Here is a 12177-nt window from a genome sequence, read left to right as displayed (position 1 = left end):
AACTCTTATTATTTAGTAGCTTTTTTCTTATTTGCAACAGTTTTCTTCTTACCCTTACGAGTACGAGCATTGTTCTTTGTGCTCTGACCTCTCAATGGTAAACCAATACGGTGACGAACACCTCTGTAGCATCCGATATCCATCAGACGCTTGATGTTTAGCTGAACTTCAGAACGAAGATCACCTTCTACCTTGTACTCAGCGCCAATGACTTCACGTACTTTTGCGGCCTGATCATCTGTCCAGTCTTTCACTTTGATATCACGATCAACGCCTGCTTTCTCTAAAATAGATTTTGAAGCACTCCGACCGATACCATAGATATAAGTCAAAGCGATTTCTCCTCTTTTATTTTGTGGCAAGTCTACACCAACTATTCTTATAGCCATATTACTTACTTAATTATTTTGCAAAAATAATAAATTATCCCTGACGTTGTTTATACTTAGGGTTTTTCTTGTTAATTACATATAAGCGACCCTTTCTTCTTACAATCTTACATTCAGGGGTACGCTTCTTTAAAGATGCTCTTACTTTCATATCTAGTTATTTTTATTTATATCTAAAAGCAATTCTACCTTTTGATAAATCATACGGAGACATTTCCACTCTCACCTTATCACCAGGAAGAATTTTAATATAATGCATACGCATTTTTCCTGATATGTGAGCTGTAATTTCATGTCCGTTCTCCAATTCTACACGAAACATTGCATTCGACAATGCTTCTACAATAACTCCATCTTGTTCAATAGCTGCTTGTTTAGCCATATAAATCAAATTAAATTGCGTTACTTCCTAGGACTTCTTCTAAAAATTCAAATGAAGACAAAATTTGAGGACCGTCAGGTCTGATCGCTATACAATGTTCAAAATGAGCAGAGCACTTTCTGTCCTTTGTACGCACTGTCCAACCATCCTTTTCAAAAACGATATTTTTACTTCCCATATTGATCATAGGTTCAATGCAGATACACATTCCACTACGCAATAAAGGTCCGCAGCCATATCGTCCATAATTGGGTACTTCAGGTTCTTCATGCATCTTGCGTCCGATACCATGTCCCACCAGTTCCCTTACAACAGAGTAACCTTTCGACTCACAGTATGTCTGCACTGCATGACTTACATCCCCAACACGTTTTCCTTCCACAGCCTGTTGAATTCCCTGATAAAGAGATTCTTTTGTTGTTTTCAACAATTTCTTTACTTCCGGAGCAACTTCACCTACACAAAATGTATAAGCAGAATCACCAACAAAACCATTCAATATCGTTCCACAATCGACAGATATTACATCACCTTCCTTTAAAACAGCTTTTGAGGAAGGAATACCATGTACTACTTGTTCGTTGACAGAAGCACATATTGAGTTAGGAAAACCACCATACCCTAAAAAGGCTGGAACAGCTCCATTATCCCTAATGAATTCTTCAGCAATCTTATCGAGTTGAAGAGTTGTCACCCCGGGAGCAATATGTTTTGCCAATTCTCCCAGTGTCCGACCGACCAATTGATTGGCCGAACGCATCAACTCGATTTCTTCATCTGTTTTTAAATAGATCATTCTACTAATAAGCGGCAACTGAGCCTGTACGACCCTTAATTCTTCCTGACTTCAACAAACCGTCATAATGACGCATCAACAAATGACTTTCTACTTGCTGTAATGTATCCAACACTACACCAACCAAAATCAACAAAGATGTTCCTCCAAAGAACTGTGAGAACTCCATACTAACACCGGCGATTCTAGCAAAAGCAGGCATAATAGCTACCAATGCCAGGAAGAATGCACCCGGAAGAGTAATGCGGTCCATGATTGTATCCAGATAGTCTTTGGTACTTTTTCCCGGTTTAACACCCGGAATAAATCCATTGTTTCTCTTCAAATCATCAGCCATCTGCGTCGGATTGATCGTGATAGCTGTATAGAAATAAGTAAAGAGGATAATCAATACTGCAAAGACAAAGTTATACCAGAAACCGGTATTATCCATAAATGCAGCCCAAAAACCACTCTGATCACCAGTACTGGAGAATCCTACAATAGAAATAGGAATAAACATAATTGCCTGAGCAAAGATGATAGGCATTACGTTTGCAGCATTCACCTTTAAAGGAATATACTGACGAGCACCACCATACTGTTTGTTACCTATGATTCTCTTAGCATACTGTACGGGTACTTTACGAGTTCCCTGAACCAATAAAATAGCACCGGCAATAACAAGTAAAAGAAACAGCATTTCAAACAAGAACATAACCAGACCACCAGTTTTTTCACTTGTTCTTGAAATAAATTCCTGGAACAATGAATGCGGCAGACGGGCTATGATACCAATCAAAATGATAAATGAAATACCATTTCCAACACCTTTATCTGTAATTCTTTCACCTAGCCATAAGATAAACATACTTCCTGCAGCCAGAATAATAGTAGAAGAAACGGTGAACAGGATACCCGGAGGTAATGCTGCTCCAGCGGCTTTAAGCTGAACGCTTAAGTTCACCAGATAAGTAGGTCCCTGGAATAACAGGATAGCTACTGTCAAATAGCGAGTCCACTGATTGATCTTTCTACGACCACTCTCTCCTTCTCTCTGCAATTTCTGGAAAGAAGGAACTGCAATGGCTAACAACTGCATAACAATTGAAGCGGAAATATAGGGCATAATACCCAATGCAAAAATAGAAGCATTAGAAAATGCACCACCTGAAAACATATCCAACAGTGCAAGCAATCCGCCTCTTGTCTGCGCCTGTAAAGCGGTTAACGCTTGAGGATCAATACCAGGAAGCACTACATACGTTCCGAAGCGATATATAGCCACCAATAAAAGAGTGGTGAGGATCCGATTTCTCAGATCCTCAATCTTCCAGATATTTTTTATTGTTTCAACTGCTCTCATGACTTAGAGTTTAACAACAGTTCCACCTGCGGCCTGGATAGCTGCTTCTGCACTCTTAGAGAAAGCGTGAGCTTCAACTTCTAATTTAGCAGTAAGACTACCATTACCAAGAATTTTAACCAGTTGAGATGCAGAAATAAAACCAGCTTCGATCAATTCATCAACACCAATCTTAGTTATGTTCTGAGATTCAGCCATTAACTGTAATGTTGCGATATTGATAGCTTTATATTCCACACGGTTAATATTCTTGAAACCAAATTTAGGCAAACGTCTCTGAATTGGCATCTGACCACCTTCAAATCCGATCTTTCTTGAATAACCAGATCTAGACTTCGCTCCTTTATGACCTCTTGTTGAAGTACCTCCTAATCCTGAACCCGGACCACGGCCGATTCTTTTTCTGGTCTTAGTAGATCCTTCAGCAGGTTTTAAATTTGATAAGTTCATATCTTATAATTTATTTTTTCAACCAATTATTACTTTTCTACTGAAACCAAATGTTTCACTTTCTCAACCATGCCCAAGATAGCCGGAGTAGCTTCATGTTCTACTACACGGTTCAATTTTGTCAGGCCCAGTGCATCAAGTGTTCTTTTTTGGTCTTTCGGGCATTTAATTCTACTCTTAACTTGTTTAATTTTAATAGTTGCCATAATTTTTCCTCCCTAATTAACCTCTAAACACTTTTTCAACAGCAATACCCCTGTTCTGAGCAACAGTAAACGGACTTCTCAATTCACCCAAAGCAGCAATAGTAGCTTTTACTAAGTTGTGAGGGTTTGAAGATCCTTTTGATTTTGCCAAAACGTCAGTAATACCAACACTTTCTAATACAGCACGCATAGCACCACCGGCTTTTACTCCGGTACCGTGAGATGCCGGTCTGATCAATACCTGTGCGCCACCGAATTTAGCAAGCTGTTCGTGAGGAATAGTACCTTTGTGAACAGGAACCTTGATCAAATTCTTTTTAGCAGCTTCTACACCTTTAGCGATAGCTGTCGTTACTTCACCGGCTTTACCTAAGCCCCAACCGATGATACCATCTTCGTTTCCTACTACTACAATAGCAGCAAAACTAAAAGTACGTCCACCTTTTGTTACTTTAGTTACGCGGTTGATTGCAACCAATCTGTCCTTCAACTCTAAGTCGTTGGTCGATTTAACTCTATTATTAACTCCTGCCATCTTCATTAAAATTTAAGGCCGCCGTTACGTGCAGCATCTGCTAATTCTTTAATTCTCCCATGATACAGGTAACCGTTACGGTCGAAAACTACAGCCTTTACACCAGCTTCCTGAGCGCTTTTAGCGATCAATCCACCAACCTGGGCAGCGATTTCTTTTTTAGGAGCCTTAACATCTAATTTCAAAGATGAAGCAGCAGCCAAAGTTTTACCTGTAGTATCATCTATAACCTGTGCATAGATCTGCTTGTTGCTTCTAAACACAGTAAGGCGCGGACATTCAGGAGTTCCTGAAACTTTGCCACGTATACCTCGTTTTATTTTTAATCTTCTTTCTTCCTTCGTTGTCATGATAATTTCAGTTTACGTAGATTACTTACCTGCTGATTTACCAGACTTTCTGCGAATTTCTTCACCCACGAACTTAATACCCTTACCTTTATACGGTTCCGGCATTCTGAATGAACGAATCTTTGCACAAATCTGACCTATTAATTGTTTATCAGCTGATTCAAGGATAATAAGAGGATTCTTATTTCTCTCAGTCTTCGTTTCAACTTTCACTTCTTTCGGTAACTGCAAATAAATATTGTGAGTATAACCTAAAGAAAGATCCAGTAACTGTCCTGTGTTAGACACACGATAACCAACACCCACCAGTTCCAGTTCTTTTTTGTATCCTTCAGATACACCGATCACCATATTGTTGATCAAAGAACGATATAAACCATGTAATGCGCGATGGTTCTTGTCGTCTGTCGGTCTTGTTAAATGAATAACTCCATCTTCCAGAGTTACATTAATATCAGGATTAACAGCCTGAGTCATTTCGCCCTTAGGACCTTTTACAGTCACTACGCTATCCTTAATCGTAACCGTTACACCGGCTGGCACATGAATTGGTAATTTTCCTATTCTTGACATTCTTCTTTCCTCCTAATTAATAAACATAACATAATACTTCACCACCGATTTTAAGATCGCGGGCTTCTTTGTCAGTCATCACACCCTTAGAAGTAGAAAGAACGGCAATACCTAAACCATTCAATACTCTCGGCATTTCTTTGTAACCAGTGTACTTACGCAAACCTGGAGTAGAAACTCTTTGAAGCTTCTTGATTGCATTCACTTTGTTTACCAGGTCATACTTCAGGGCAATCTTAATTGTACCCTGAGGACCATCTTCTACAAACTTAAAATTAAGAATGTAACCCTTTTCGAAGAGGATCTTAGTGATCTCTTTCTTTAAATTTGACGCCGGCACTTCAACAACTCTGTGCTTCGCTTTGATTGCGTTACGCAATCTTGTCAAATAATCTGCAATAGGATCTGTCATATATAAATGAATTAAATTGATCCGGCCACCCGGACAATATTTAAATAAAAAAACTTACCAACTTGCTTTCTTTACACCCGGGATTAAACCATTGGATGCCATTTCACGGAATTGAATACGTGAAATGCCGAACTGGCGTACATACCCTTTCGGACGTCCTGTGATCTTGCAACGATTGTGCAAACGTACAGGAGAAGCATTTTTAGGTAAAGCCTGCAGAGCTTCATAGTCGCCGGCAGCCTTCAGTTCAGCTCTTTTAGCTGCATATTTAGCCACAAGCTTTGCTCTTTTAACCTCGCGGGCTTTCATTGATTCCTTAGCCATAACTTAGTCTTTTTTTGCATTTTTAAAAGGCAACCCAAATTCTCTCAACAGAGCATACCCTTCTTCATCTGTTTTCGCAGAGGTCACAAAGGTAATATTCATTCCTAATATTTTAGTAATATTATCGATATTTATTTCAGGAAAAATGATTTGTTCCTGAATACCCATGGTATAATTACCTCTACCATCTAACTTACTTTCAATACCTTTAAAGTCACGAATACGCGGAAGAGCGATACGAACTAATCTTTCCAAAAATTCGTACATCTGCTCACGACGCAATGTTACCATCACACCAATCGGCATTTTTTTACGCAACTTAAAGTTTGAGATATCCTTTTTAGAAACTGTTGCAACAGCTTTCTGACCTGTAATTGTAGACAATTCGCTGATTGCGATATCGATGATCTTCTTATCAGCAGCAGCCATACCTAATCCCTGATTGATAACAATCTTTTTCAGTACGGGAACCTGCATTACCGACTTATATCCGAACTCTTTCGTCAAAGCAGGAACAATTCTGTCCTGATATTCTTTTTTAAGACTGGCAGTATTGCTCATTACTTAATTTCCTCCCCTGATTTTTTAGAATAACGAACTAAAGCACCTTCAGCATTTTCTTTACGTCCGATACGTGTCGGTTTTCCAGTTTTCGGGTCAACCACGTTCAGGTTTGAAAGATGAATAGGAGCTTCTTTCTTTTCAATTCCTCCTTGCGGATTCTTTGCATTAGGCTTAGTATGCTTTGATACCATGTTAACACCTTCAACAATAGCACGGTTCTCGTCTACGAGTACCTGTAAAACACGACCTGTTTTACCTTTGTCTTCGCCGGTATTAACAAAAACTATATCGCCTTTTTTGATATGTAATTTACTCATTACCTTAAATTTTACGAATTAAAGTACTTCAGGTGCAAGTGAAACAATTTTCATATTTGTTGCACGAAGTTCTCTGGCAACCGGACCAAAGATACGGCTTCCACGAATATCACCACCGGCATTCAACAATACGCAAGCGTTATCATCGAAACGAATGTATGAACCATCCGGGCGACGGATTTCTTTTTTAGTGCGAACAATGATAGCCTTAGAAACAGCACCCTTCTTCACATCACTTGATGGGATTACACTCTTAATTGCAACTACAATTACATCCCCAACAGAAGCGTAACGTTTTCTTGTACCGCCTAATACACGGATACACAAACATTCTTTTGCGCCACTGTTATCTGCTACTACTAGTCTAGATTCTTGTTGTATCATGTTACTTAGCTCTTTCGATTATTTGAACAAGTCTCCATCTCTTTGTTTTGCTCAAAGGACGAGTTTCCATAATTTTTACGGTATCACCGATATTGCACTCGTTCTTTTCGTCGTGAGCATGATATTTCTTCGTTTTGTTAACGAACTTACCATAAATGGGGTGTTTTTCCTTCCATTTAATAGCAACAGTGATGCTTTTATCCATCTTGTTGCTAGTAACCACGCCCGTTCTTTCTTTTCTTAAATTTCTAGTTTCCATCAGGCTCAATTATTTGTTGTTAAGTTCTCTCTGGCGCAATTCTGTTTTCATGCGCGCAATCATCCTGCGTTGTTGTTTAATCTGAGCAGGGTTGTCTGTCGGAGAGATAGTGTGGTTAATAACCTTCTGATCGTAGGCAGCAACCTCAGCATCTACTCTTTCAAGCAATTCTTTTGTGCTTAATTCTCTAATTTCTGCAATCTTCATAACAATTACGCATTTTGATTAGCCATATCATAATCACGTCTCACAACAAATTTCGTTGTTACAGGAAGCTTCTGAGCCGCTAAGCGCAATGCTTCTTTTGCAACATCAAAGGGAACACCTTCGATTTCGAAAATAAGACGACCTGGAGTAACAGGTGCAACAAATCCTTCCGGGTTACCTTTACCTTTACCCATACGTACTTCGGCCGGTTTCTTTGTAATAGGTTTATCCGGGAAAATCCGAACCCAAACCTGACCTTGACGTTGCATATAACGAGTTACCGCGATACGGGCAGCTTCAATCTGGCGACCGGTAATCCATTTATTCTCTAACGCTTTTATACCAAACGAACCGAATGCCAGCTGGTTGCCACGTTGAGCTTCACCCTTCATGCGGCCTTTCTGCTGTCTTCTGAACTTGGTTTTCTTTGGTTGTAACATCTCTTCTTAATTCTAACGTTTAACGATTAGCTTTTTTTCTCTTGAAGTTCTTATCTCCTCTGTTGCCACCGGCATTCTCATTTCTGCGGCCTGAATCTTTAGAAGCAGTGAATGAAGGAGCAAGATCTCTCTTACCATAAACTTCACCACGGCAGATCCATACCTTAATACCCAGCAAGCCAACTTTCGTCAACGCTTCAGCCAAAGCGTAATCGATATCTGCTCTCAGAGTGTGTAACGGAGTTCTTCCTTCTTTGTACATTTCAGAACGGGCCATTTCAGCACCATTCAAACGACCAGATACTTGCACTTTAATACCTTCGGCACCCATTCTCATGGTAGAGGCGATAGCCATCTTGATAGCGCGACGGTAAGCAATTTTTCCTTCAAGCTGACGTGCAATATTGTTTGCAACAATAACTGCGTCTAATTCGGGTCTTTTTACCTCAAAGATGTTGATCTGAACTTCTTTGTCGGTAATCTTTTTCAACTCTTCTTTCAATTTATCAACTTCCTGACCACCTTTACCGATGATAATGCCCGGACGTGATGTGCAAACTGTTATTGTGATCAACTTAAGCGTACGTTCAATAACGATACGAGATACACTAGCTTTAGCAAGACGAGCATTCAAGTATTTACGGATCTTGCTATCTTCCAGCAAAGTATCTCCGTAATTTTTGCCGCCATACCAATTGGAATCCCAACCACGGATGATTCCTAAACGATTACTAACCGGATTAACTTTTTGTCCCATCTACAATTAATTTTGACTATCGTTTTTACTAAGTGTATCAACAAACAAGGTTACATGGTTCGAACGTTTACGAATTCTGTATCCTCTACCCTGGGGAGCCGGACGCATTCTCTTCAATGTAGTAGCGCAATCTACGCTGATTGAAGAAACAAACAACTCACCAGTTTCTGCTTTACGTTCATTTTTCTGCTCCCAATTGGCAATTGCTGAACGAAGCAATTTTTCTACTCTTGCTGCAGCTTCCTTGTTAGAAAACTTCAAAACACCAAGCGCACGGAATACTTCCATACCGCGGATCATGTCTACAACGAGACGCATCTTACGCGGAGAAGTAGGTACGTTACGCAACTTTGCGAAGTACATGGTCTTTTGGGCTTCTTTTCTTGCTTCAGCTGATATTCTTTTTCTAGCACCCATTTTTATTGATTCTTTTTATTTTCAGATTCCTGAATTCCTGTTACTACCGATACTTATTTTTTCTTGTTACCGGCGTGTCCACGGAACGTACGAGTAGGAGAAAACTCTCCCAGCTTGTGACCTACCATATTCTCGGTTACAAAAACAGGAATAAATTTATTTCCATTATGAACTGCAATAGTATGGCCTACGAAATCAGGCGAGATCATTGAAGCTCTTGCCCATGTCTTAACTACAGCTTTCTTTCCTGACTCATTCATAGTCAAGACTTTCTTTTCCAGCTTTACGTTAATATACGGGCCTTTTTTTAGTGAACGACTCATAGTTTACTTAATTAATCAGATTATTTCTTTCTTCTTTCAATAATATACTTTGAAGAATGCTTCTTCGGAGCTCTTGTCTTCAAGCCCTTAGCATACAAGCCTGTACGAGATCTTGGATGACCTCCGGAAGCACGACCTTCACCACCACCCATTGGGTGATCAACCGGGTTCATTACAACACCACGGTTGTGAGGACGACGACCTAACCATCTAGAGCGACCGGCTTTACCTGATTTTTCAAGACCATGGTCTGAGTTACCTACACTACCAATTGTAGCCTTACATGCAGCAAGAATCTTTCTGGTTTCGCCAGAAGGCATCTTAATAATTGCATAAGCACCTTCTTTAGAAGTCAACTGAGCAAATGCACCTGCAGAACGTACCATTTTAGCACCCTGTCCAGGACGAAGCTCAATATTGTGAATAATAGTACCAACGGGAATATTTGCCATCGGCAAAGTATTACCTACCTCAGGAGCGGCATCGCTACCTGAAACCACTGTCTGGCCAACTTCCAAGCCGTTCGGAGCAATAATATAGCTCTTTGCTCCGTCAGCATAATACAATAAAGCAATACGAGAAGTACGATTTGGATCGTACTCGATAGACTTTACTGTTGCAGGAATGCCATCTTTATTTCTCTTGAAGTCGATAATTCTGTACTTTTGTTTGTGACCGCCACCAAGATAACGCATAGTCATCTTACCTGTGTTGTTACGACCACCAGTACTGCTCTTACCTACCACAAGAGACTTCTCTGGTGTACTTGCAGTGATTTTATCAAATGCACCAATAACTTTGTGTCTCTGCCCCGGTGTTGTGGGCTTTAATTTACGTATTCCCATTTCTTTTTTTAGATATTACTAAAGAAATCAATTGTTTCTCCTTCTTTCAACGTTACGATTGCCTTCTTAAAAGCTGACTGTTTACCATTGATAATACCTGATTTTGTATAACGGCTTTTCTGCTTGCCAGAGTAGTTGATGGTGTTAACATCAACTACGGTTACATTATACATATCCTGTACAGCTTTTTTGATCTCCAACTTGTTGGCATCAGGAGAAACACGAAAACCATAGCGATTAGCCATTTTTTCTGTAATCGCTGTTTGCTTCTCTGTTACTATAGGTTTAATGATAATTCCCATTTCTTTACTCCTTATGCATTAAAAAGTTTTTCTATAACAGCAATAGAGCTCTCAGTCAAAACCAAATTAGCTGCATCAAGCACTTTGTATGTGTTTAATTCAGAGGCTGTTATAACACTTGTCTTTTCTAAATTACGAGCCGACAAATATACAAAATTATTTTTCTCCGGTAAAACCATAAGTAACTTTTTATCAGCCACTTTCAGGTTTTTAGCAATTGTTACAAATTCTTTAGTTTTCGGAGCTTCCAGAGCGAAATCCTCAATAACTACAATTGCATTATTTTTAGCTTTATAAGCCAATGCAGACTTACGAGCCAGACCCTTTACCTTCTTGTTCAATTTGAACTCATAATCTCTCGGTTTCGGACCGAAAACGCGAGCACCACCAACCAATACTGGAGAGTTGATATCACCACGACGGGCTCCACCACCACCTTTCTGACGGATCAGTTTGCGTGTACTACCAGAGATCTCACTTCTTTCTTTCGATTTGTGAGTACCCTGACGCTGGTTAGCCAAATACTGTTTTACATCCAGGTAAATGGCATGATCATTTGGTTCAATGCCGAAGATAGCATCGTTCAAAGTTACCTTTCTTCCGGTATCTTCACCTTTAATATTAAATACGCTCAGTTCCATTACTTTTCAATTAATAAGATTGAACCTTTTGCTCCTGGAACAGATCCTTTAACCAATAAAAGATTATGTTCCGGCATTACCTTGATCACTTCCAGGTTCTGAACTGTTACACGTTCATTACCCATCTGTCCGGCCATACGCATGCCCTTGAATACCTTTGCAGGGTAAGAACAAGCACCGATACCACCGGGAGCACGCAAACGGTTATGCTGACCGTGAGTAGTCTGACCTACACCACCGAAACCATGACGTTTTACTACACCCTGGAAACCTTTACCTTTTGATGTACCTACTACATCAACAAAACCTGCATCTTCCAGATAATCCACAGTGATCACGTCACCCAGATTGTATGCAGTTTCAAAATTCTTGAACTCGGCCAAGTATCTCTTGGGAGTTACACCGGCTTTTTTGAAGTGACCCATTTCCGGCTGCGTTGTGTGTTTCTCTTTTTTGTCTTCGAAACCCAACTGTACAGCTTCATAGCCATCTTTCTCCAAAGTCTTGATCTGTGTAACAACACAAGGACCCACTTCGATAACAGTGCATGGAAGATTCTTTCCCTCGGCACTGAAAACGGATGTCATTCCGATTTTTTTTCCTAATAATCCTGGCATTTCACTTAATTTTTAAATAACTCACACTTTAATTTCTACTTCAACACCGCTGGGTAATTCCAGCTTCATCAATGCGTCAACTGTTTTTGCAGTTGAGCTATAGATATCTATCAATCTTTTATAAGATGATAGTTCGAACTGCTCACGAGATTTCTTATTAACGAAAGTAGAGCGGTTCACAGTAAAGATACGTTTGTGTGTAGGCAGGGGAATCGGTCCGCTAACAACAGCACCTGTAGCCTTTACCGTCTTCACGATCTTCTCGGCAGACTTGTCTACCAGAGAATAATCGTAAGACTTTAATTTAATTCTGATCTTTTGGCTCATATTGTTATATATGTT

Annotated in this window: 26 protein-coding genes; all 26 read right to left on the bottom strand. The window is 39.8% G+C overall.

The window, feature by feature from the left end; genetic code table 11:
- Positions 1-8: 8 nt before the first annotated feature.
- Genes rpsM through rpsJ form a run of 26 tightly spaced genes read right to left on the bottom strand, consistent with a single transcriptional unit; the run spans position 9 to position 12162 of the window.
- Positions 9-389: a 30S ribosomal protein S13 gene (gene rpsM / locus IEY67_RS21855; RefSeq protein ID WP_009859527.1), complete on the bottom strand. Its 381-nt coding sequence runs from the start codon at positions 387-389 to the stop codon at positions 9-11.
- A gap of 34 nt (positions 390-423) precedes the next feature.
- Positions 424-540, bottom strand: coding sequence for a type B 50S ribosomal protein L36 (gene ykgO / locus IEY67_RS21850; RefSeq protein ID WP_005645768.1), 117 nt, complete (start codon positions 538-540; stop codon positions 424-426).
- A gap of 12 nt (positions 541-552) precedes the next feature.
- A complete protein-coding gene (gene infA / locus IEY67_RS21845) occupies positions 553-771 on the bottom strand; it encodes a translation initiation factor IF-1 (protein ID WP_009318521.1) in 219 nt (72 codons plus the stop codon).
- A gap of 10 nt (positions 772-781) precedes the next feature.
- Positions 782-1567, bottom strand: a complete 786-nt coding sequence (gene map / locus IEY67_RS21840; RefSeq protein ID WP_122357144.1) for a type I methionyl aminopeptidase — start codon at positions 1565-1567, stop codon at positions 782-784.
- Positions 1568-1571: 4 nt separating this feature from the next.
- Positions 1572-2912: a preprotein translocase subunit SecY gene (gene secY / locus IEY67_RS21835; RefSeq protein WP_122357143.1), complete on the bottom strand. Its 1341-nt coding sequence runs from the start codon at positions 2910-2912 to the stop codon at positions 1572-1574.
- A 3-nt stretch (positions 2913-2915) separates the two neighbouring features.
- Positions 2916-3362, bottom strand: a complete 447-nt coding sequence (rplO, locus tag IEY67_RS21830) for a 50S ribosomal protein L15 (protein WP_122357142.1) — start codon at positions 3360-3362, stop codon at positions 2916-2918.
- 29 nt (positions 3363-3391) lie between these two features.
- Entirely contained in the window at positions 3392-3568 is a 177-nt protein-coding gene (rpmD, locus tag IEY67_RS21825; RefSeq protein ID WP_009859531.1) for a 50S ribosomal protein L30, read from the bottom strand.
- A 16-nt stretch (positions 3569-3584) separates the two neighbouring features.
- The gene (gene rpsE, locus IEY67_RS21820; protein WP_122357179.1) at positions 3585-4103 is read right to left on the bottom strand and encodes a 30S ribosomal protein S5; all 519 of its coding nucleotides are present in this window, start codon (positions 4101-4103) and stop codon (positions 3585-3587) included.
- 5 nt (positions 4104-4108) lie between these two features.
- Entirely contained in the window at positions 4109-4453 is a 345-nt protein-coding gene (gene rplR / locus IEY67_RS21815; protein ID WP_122357141.1) for a 50S ribosomal protein L18, read from the bottom strand.
- A gap of 21 nt (positions 4454-4474) precedes the next feature.
- Positions 4475-5026 (bottom strand): 50S ribosomal protein L6, encoded by a 552-nt coding sequence (gene rplF, locus IEY67_RS21810; protein ID WP_122357140.1) that lies wholly within the window; start codon positions 5024-5026, stop codon positions 4475-4477.
- Positions 5027-5042: 16 nt separating this feature from the next.
- Positions 5043-5438, bottom strand: a complete 396-nt coding sequence (gene rpsH, locus IEY67_RS21805; RefSeq protein ID WP_122357139.1) for a 30S ribosomal protein S8 — start codon at positions 5436-5438, stop codon at positions 5043-5045.
- A 54-nt stretch (positions 5439-5492) separates the two neighbouring features.
- Complete coding sequence (gene rpsN / locus IEY67_RS21800; RefSeq protein ID WP_009859536.1) at positions 5493-5762, bottom strand: 30S ribosomal protein S14; 270 nt, start codon at positions 5760-5762, stop codon at positions 5493-5495.
- A gap of 3 nt (positions 5763-5765) precedes the next feature.
- Positions 5766-6323 (bottom strand): 50S ribosomal protein L5, encoded by a 558-nt coding sequence (rplE, locus tag IEY67_RS21795; RefSeq protein WP_010800552.1) that lies wholly within the window; start codon positions 6321-6323, stop codon positions 5766-5768.
- On the bottom strand, positions 6323-6643 hold the full coding sequence (gene rplX / locus IEY67_RS21790) for a 50S ribosomal protein L24 (RefSeq protein WP_122357138.1): 321 nt from the start codon (positions 6641-6643) through the stop codon (positions 6323-6325). Before rplX ends, rplE begins: the two co-directional genes overlap by 1 nt.
- An 18-nt stretch (positions 6644-6661) precedes the next feature.
- Positions 6662-7027, bottom strand: a complete 366-nt coding sequence (gene rplN, locus IEY67_RS21785) for a 50S ribosomal protein L14 (protein WP_010800553.1) — start codon at positions 7025-7027, stop codon at positions 6662-6664.
- A gap of 1 nt (position 7028) precedes the next feature.
- A complete protein-coding gene (gene rpsQ, locus IEY67_RS21780) occupies positions 7029-7286 on the bottom strand; it encodes a 30S ribosomal protein S17 (protein WP_009859539.1) in 258 nt (85 codons plus the stop codon).
- Between the two features lie 9 nt (positions 7287-7295).
- Positions 7296-7493 (bottom strand): 50S ribosomal protein L29, encoded by a 198-nt coding sequence (rpmC, locus tag IEY67_RS21775; protein WP_075558840.1) that lies wholly within the window; start codon positions 7491-7493, stop codon positions 7296-7298.
- 5 nt (positions 7494-7498) lie between these two features.
- Complete coding sequence (rplP, locus tag IEY67_RS21770; protein WP_028730657.1) at positions 7499-7933, bottom strand: 50S ribosomal protein L16; 435 nt, start codon at positions 7931-7933, stop codon at positions 7499-7501.
- 19 nt (positions 7934-7952) lie between these two features.
- The gene (gene rpsC / locus IEY67_RS21765) at positions 7953-8690 is read right to left on the bottom strand and encodes a 30S ribosomal protein S3 (protein WP_122375389.1); all 738 of its coding nucleotides are present in this window, start codon (positions 8688-8690) and stop codon (positions 7953-7955) included.
- A gap of 6 nt (positions 8691-8696) precedes the next feature.
- A complete protein-coding gene (gene rplV, locus IEY67_RS21760) occupies positions 8697-9107 on the bottom strand; it encodes a 50S ribosomal protein L22 (protein WP_009859542.1) in 411 nt (136 codons plus the stop codon).
- Between the two features lie 53 nt (positions 9108-9160).
- Positions 9161-9430, bottom strand: coding sequence for a 30S ribosomal protein S19 (gene rpsS / locus IEY67_RS21755; RefSeq protein WP_122357134.1), 270 nt, complete (start codon positions 9428-9430; stop codon positions 9161-9163).
- A gap of 20 nt (positions 9431-9450) precedes the next feature.
- Positions 9451-10275 (bottom strand): 50S ribosomal protein L2, encoded by an 825-nt coding sequence (rplB, locus tag IEY67_RS21750; protein WP_009859543.1) that lies wholly within the window; start codon positions 10273-10275, stop codon positions 9451-9453.
- Between the two features lie 8 nt (positions 10276-10283).
- Positions 10284-10577, bottom strand: a complete 294-nt coding sequence (gene rplW, locus IEY67_RS21745; protein WP_122357131.1) for a 50S ribosomal protein L23 — start codon at positions 10575-10577, stop codon at positions 10284-10286.
- 11 nt (positions 10578-10588) lie between these two features.
- Entirely contained in the window at positions 10589-11218 is a 630-nt protein-coding gene (gene rplD, locus IEY67_RS21740) for a 50S ribosomal protein L4 (RefSeq protein ID WP_183672371.1), read from the bottom strand.
- Entirely contained in the window at positions 11218-11835 is a 618-nt protein-coding gene (gene rplC / locus IEY67_RS21735; protein WP_183672370.1) for a 50S ribosomal protein L3, read from the bottom strand. Before rplC ends, rplD begins: the two co-directional genes overlap by 1 nt.
- 21 nt (positions 11836-11856) lie before the next feature.
- A complete protein-coding gene (rpsJ, locus tag IEY67_RS21730) occupies positions 11857-12162 on the bottom strand; it encodes a 30S ribosomal protein S10 (protein WP_005634728.1) in 306 nt (101 codons plus the stop codon).
- Positions 12163-12177 lie beyond the last annotated feature (15 nt).

The sequence above is a fragment of the Parabacteroides faecis genome (genome assembly GCF_014647375.1).
GTDB lineage: Bacteria > Bacteroidota > Bacteroidia > Bacteroidales > Tannerellaceae > Parabacteroides > Parabacteroides faecis.
The sequence above is the reverse complement of the archived record's forward strand: the minus strand, read 5'-3'. Positions and strand labels throughout refer to the sequence as shown.

Bases quoted from the DNA above. Each gene is read 5' to 3' on its own strand.
- rpsQ (WP_009859539.1), bottom strand. From the start codon at position 7,286: ATGGAAACTAGAAATTTAAGAAAAGAAAGAACGGGCGTGGTTACTAGC.
- rplN (WP_010800553.1), bottom strand. From the start codon at position 7,027: ATGATACAACAAGAATCTAGACTAGTAGTAGCAGATAACAGTGGCGCA.
- rplX (WP_122357138.1), bottom strand. From the start codon at position 6,643: ATGAGTAAATTACATATCAAAAAAGGCGATATAGTTTTTGTTAATACC.
- rpsE (WP_122357179.1), bottom strand. From the start codon at position 4,103: ATGGCAGGAGTTAATAATAGAGTTAAATCGACCAACGACTTAGAGTTG.
- rplC (WP_183672370.1), bottom strand. From the start codon at position 11,835: ATGCCAGGATTATTAGGAAAAAAAATCGGAATGACATCCGTTTTCAGT.
- rpsS (WP_122357134.1), bottom strand. From the start codon at position 9,430: ATGAGTCGTTCACTAAAAAAAGGCCCGTATATTAACGTAAAGCTGGAA.
- rpsJ (WP_005634728.1), bottom strand. From the start codon at position 12,162: ATGAGCCAAAAGATCAGAATTAAATTAAAGTCTTACGATTATTCTCTG.
- rpmD (WP_009859531.1), bottom strand. From the start codon at position 3,568: ATGGCAACTATTAAAATTAAACAAGTTAAGAGTAGAATTAAATGCCCG.
- rplB (WP_009859543.1), bottom strand. From the start codon at position 10,275: ATGGGAATACGTAAATTAAAGCCCACAACACCGGGGCAGAGACACAAA.
- rpsC (WP_122375389.1), bottom strand. From the start codon at position 8,690: ATGGGACAAAAAGTTAATCCGGTTAGTAATCGTTTAGGAATCATCCGT.
- map (WP_122357144.1), bottom strand. From the start codon at position 1,567: ATGATCTATTTAAAAACAGATGAAGAAATCGAGTTGATGCGTTCGGCC.
- rplP (WP_028730657.1), bottom strand. From the start codon at position 7,933: ATGTTACAACCAAAGAAAACCAAGTTCAGAAGACAGCAGAAAGGCCGC.
- rpsH (WP_122357139.1), bottom strand. From the start codon at position 5,438: ATGACAGATCCTATTGCAGATTATTTGACAAGATTGCGTAACGCAATC.
- rplO (WP_122357142.1), bottom strand. From the start codon at position 3,362: ATGAACTTATCAAATTTAAAACCTGCTGAAGGATCTACTAAGACCAGA.
- rplR (WP_122357141.1), bottom strand. From the start codon at position 4,453: ATGACAACGAAGGAAGAAAGAAGATTAAAAATAAAACGAGGTATACGT.
- rpsM (WP_009859527.1), bottom strand. From the start codon at position 389: ATGGCTATAAGAATAGTTGGTGTAGACTTGCCACAAAATAAAAGAGGA.
- rplE (WP_010800552.1), bottom strand. From the start codon at position 6,323: ATGAGCAATACTGCCAGTCTTAAAAAAGAATATCAGGACAGAATTGTT.
- secY (WP_122357143.1), bottom strand. From the start codon at position 2,912: ATGAGAGCAGTTGAAACAATAAAAAATATCTGGAAGATTGAGGATCTG.
- rplV (WP_009859542.1), bottom strand. From the start codon at position 9,107: ATGGGTGCTAGAAAAAGAATATCAGCTGAAGCAAGAAAAGAAGCCCAA.
- rpsN (WP_009859536.1), bottom strand. From the start codon at position 5,762: ATGGCTAAGGAATCAATGAAAGCCCGCGAGGTTAAAAGAGCAAAGCTT.
- rplF (WP_122357140.1), bottom strand. From the start codon at position 5,026: ATGTCAAGAATAGGAAAATTACCAATTCATGTGCCAGCCGGTGTAACG.
- rplW (WP_122357131.1), bottom strand. From the start codon at position 10,577: ATGGGAATTATCATTAAACCTATAGTAACAGAGAAGCAAACAGCGATT.
- rpmC (WP_075558840.1), bottom strand. From the start codon at position 7,493: ATGAAGATTGCAGAAATTAGAGAATTAAGCACAAAAGAATTGCTTGAA.
- ykgO (WP_005645768.1), bottom strand. From the start codon at position 540: ATGAAAGTAAGAGCATCTTTAAAGAAGCGTACCCCTGAATGTAAGATT.
- infA (WP_009318521.1), bottom strand. From the start codon at position 771: ATGGCTAAACAAGCAGCTATTGAACAAGATGGAGTTATTGTAGAAGCA.
- rplD (WP_183672371.1), bottom strand. From the start codon at position 11,218: ATGGAACTGAGCGTATTTAATATTAAAGGTGAAGATACCGGAAGAAAG.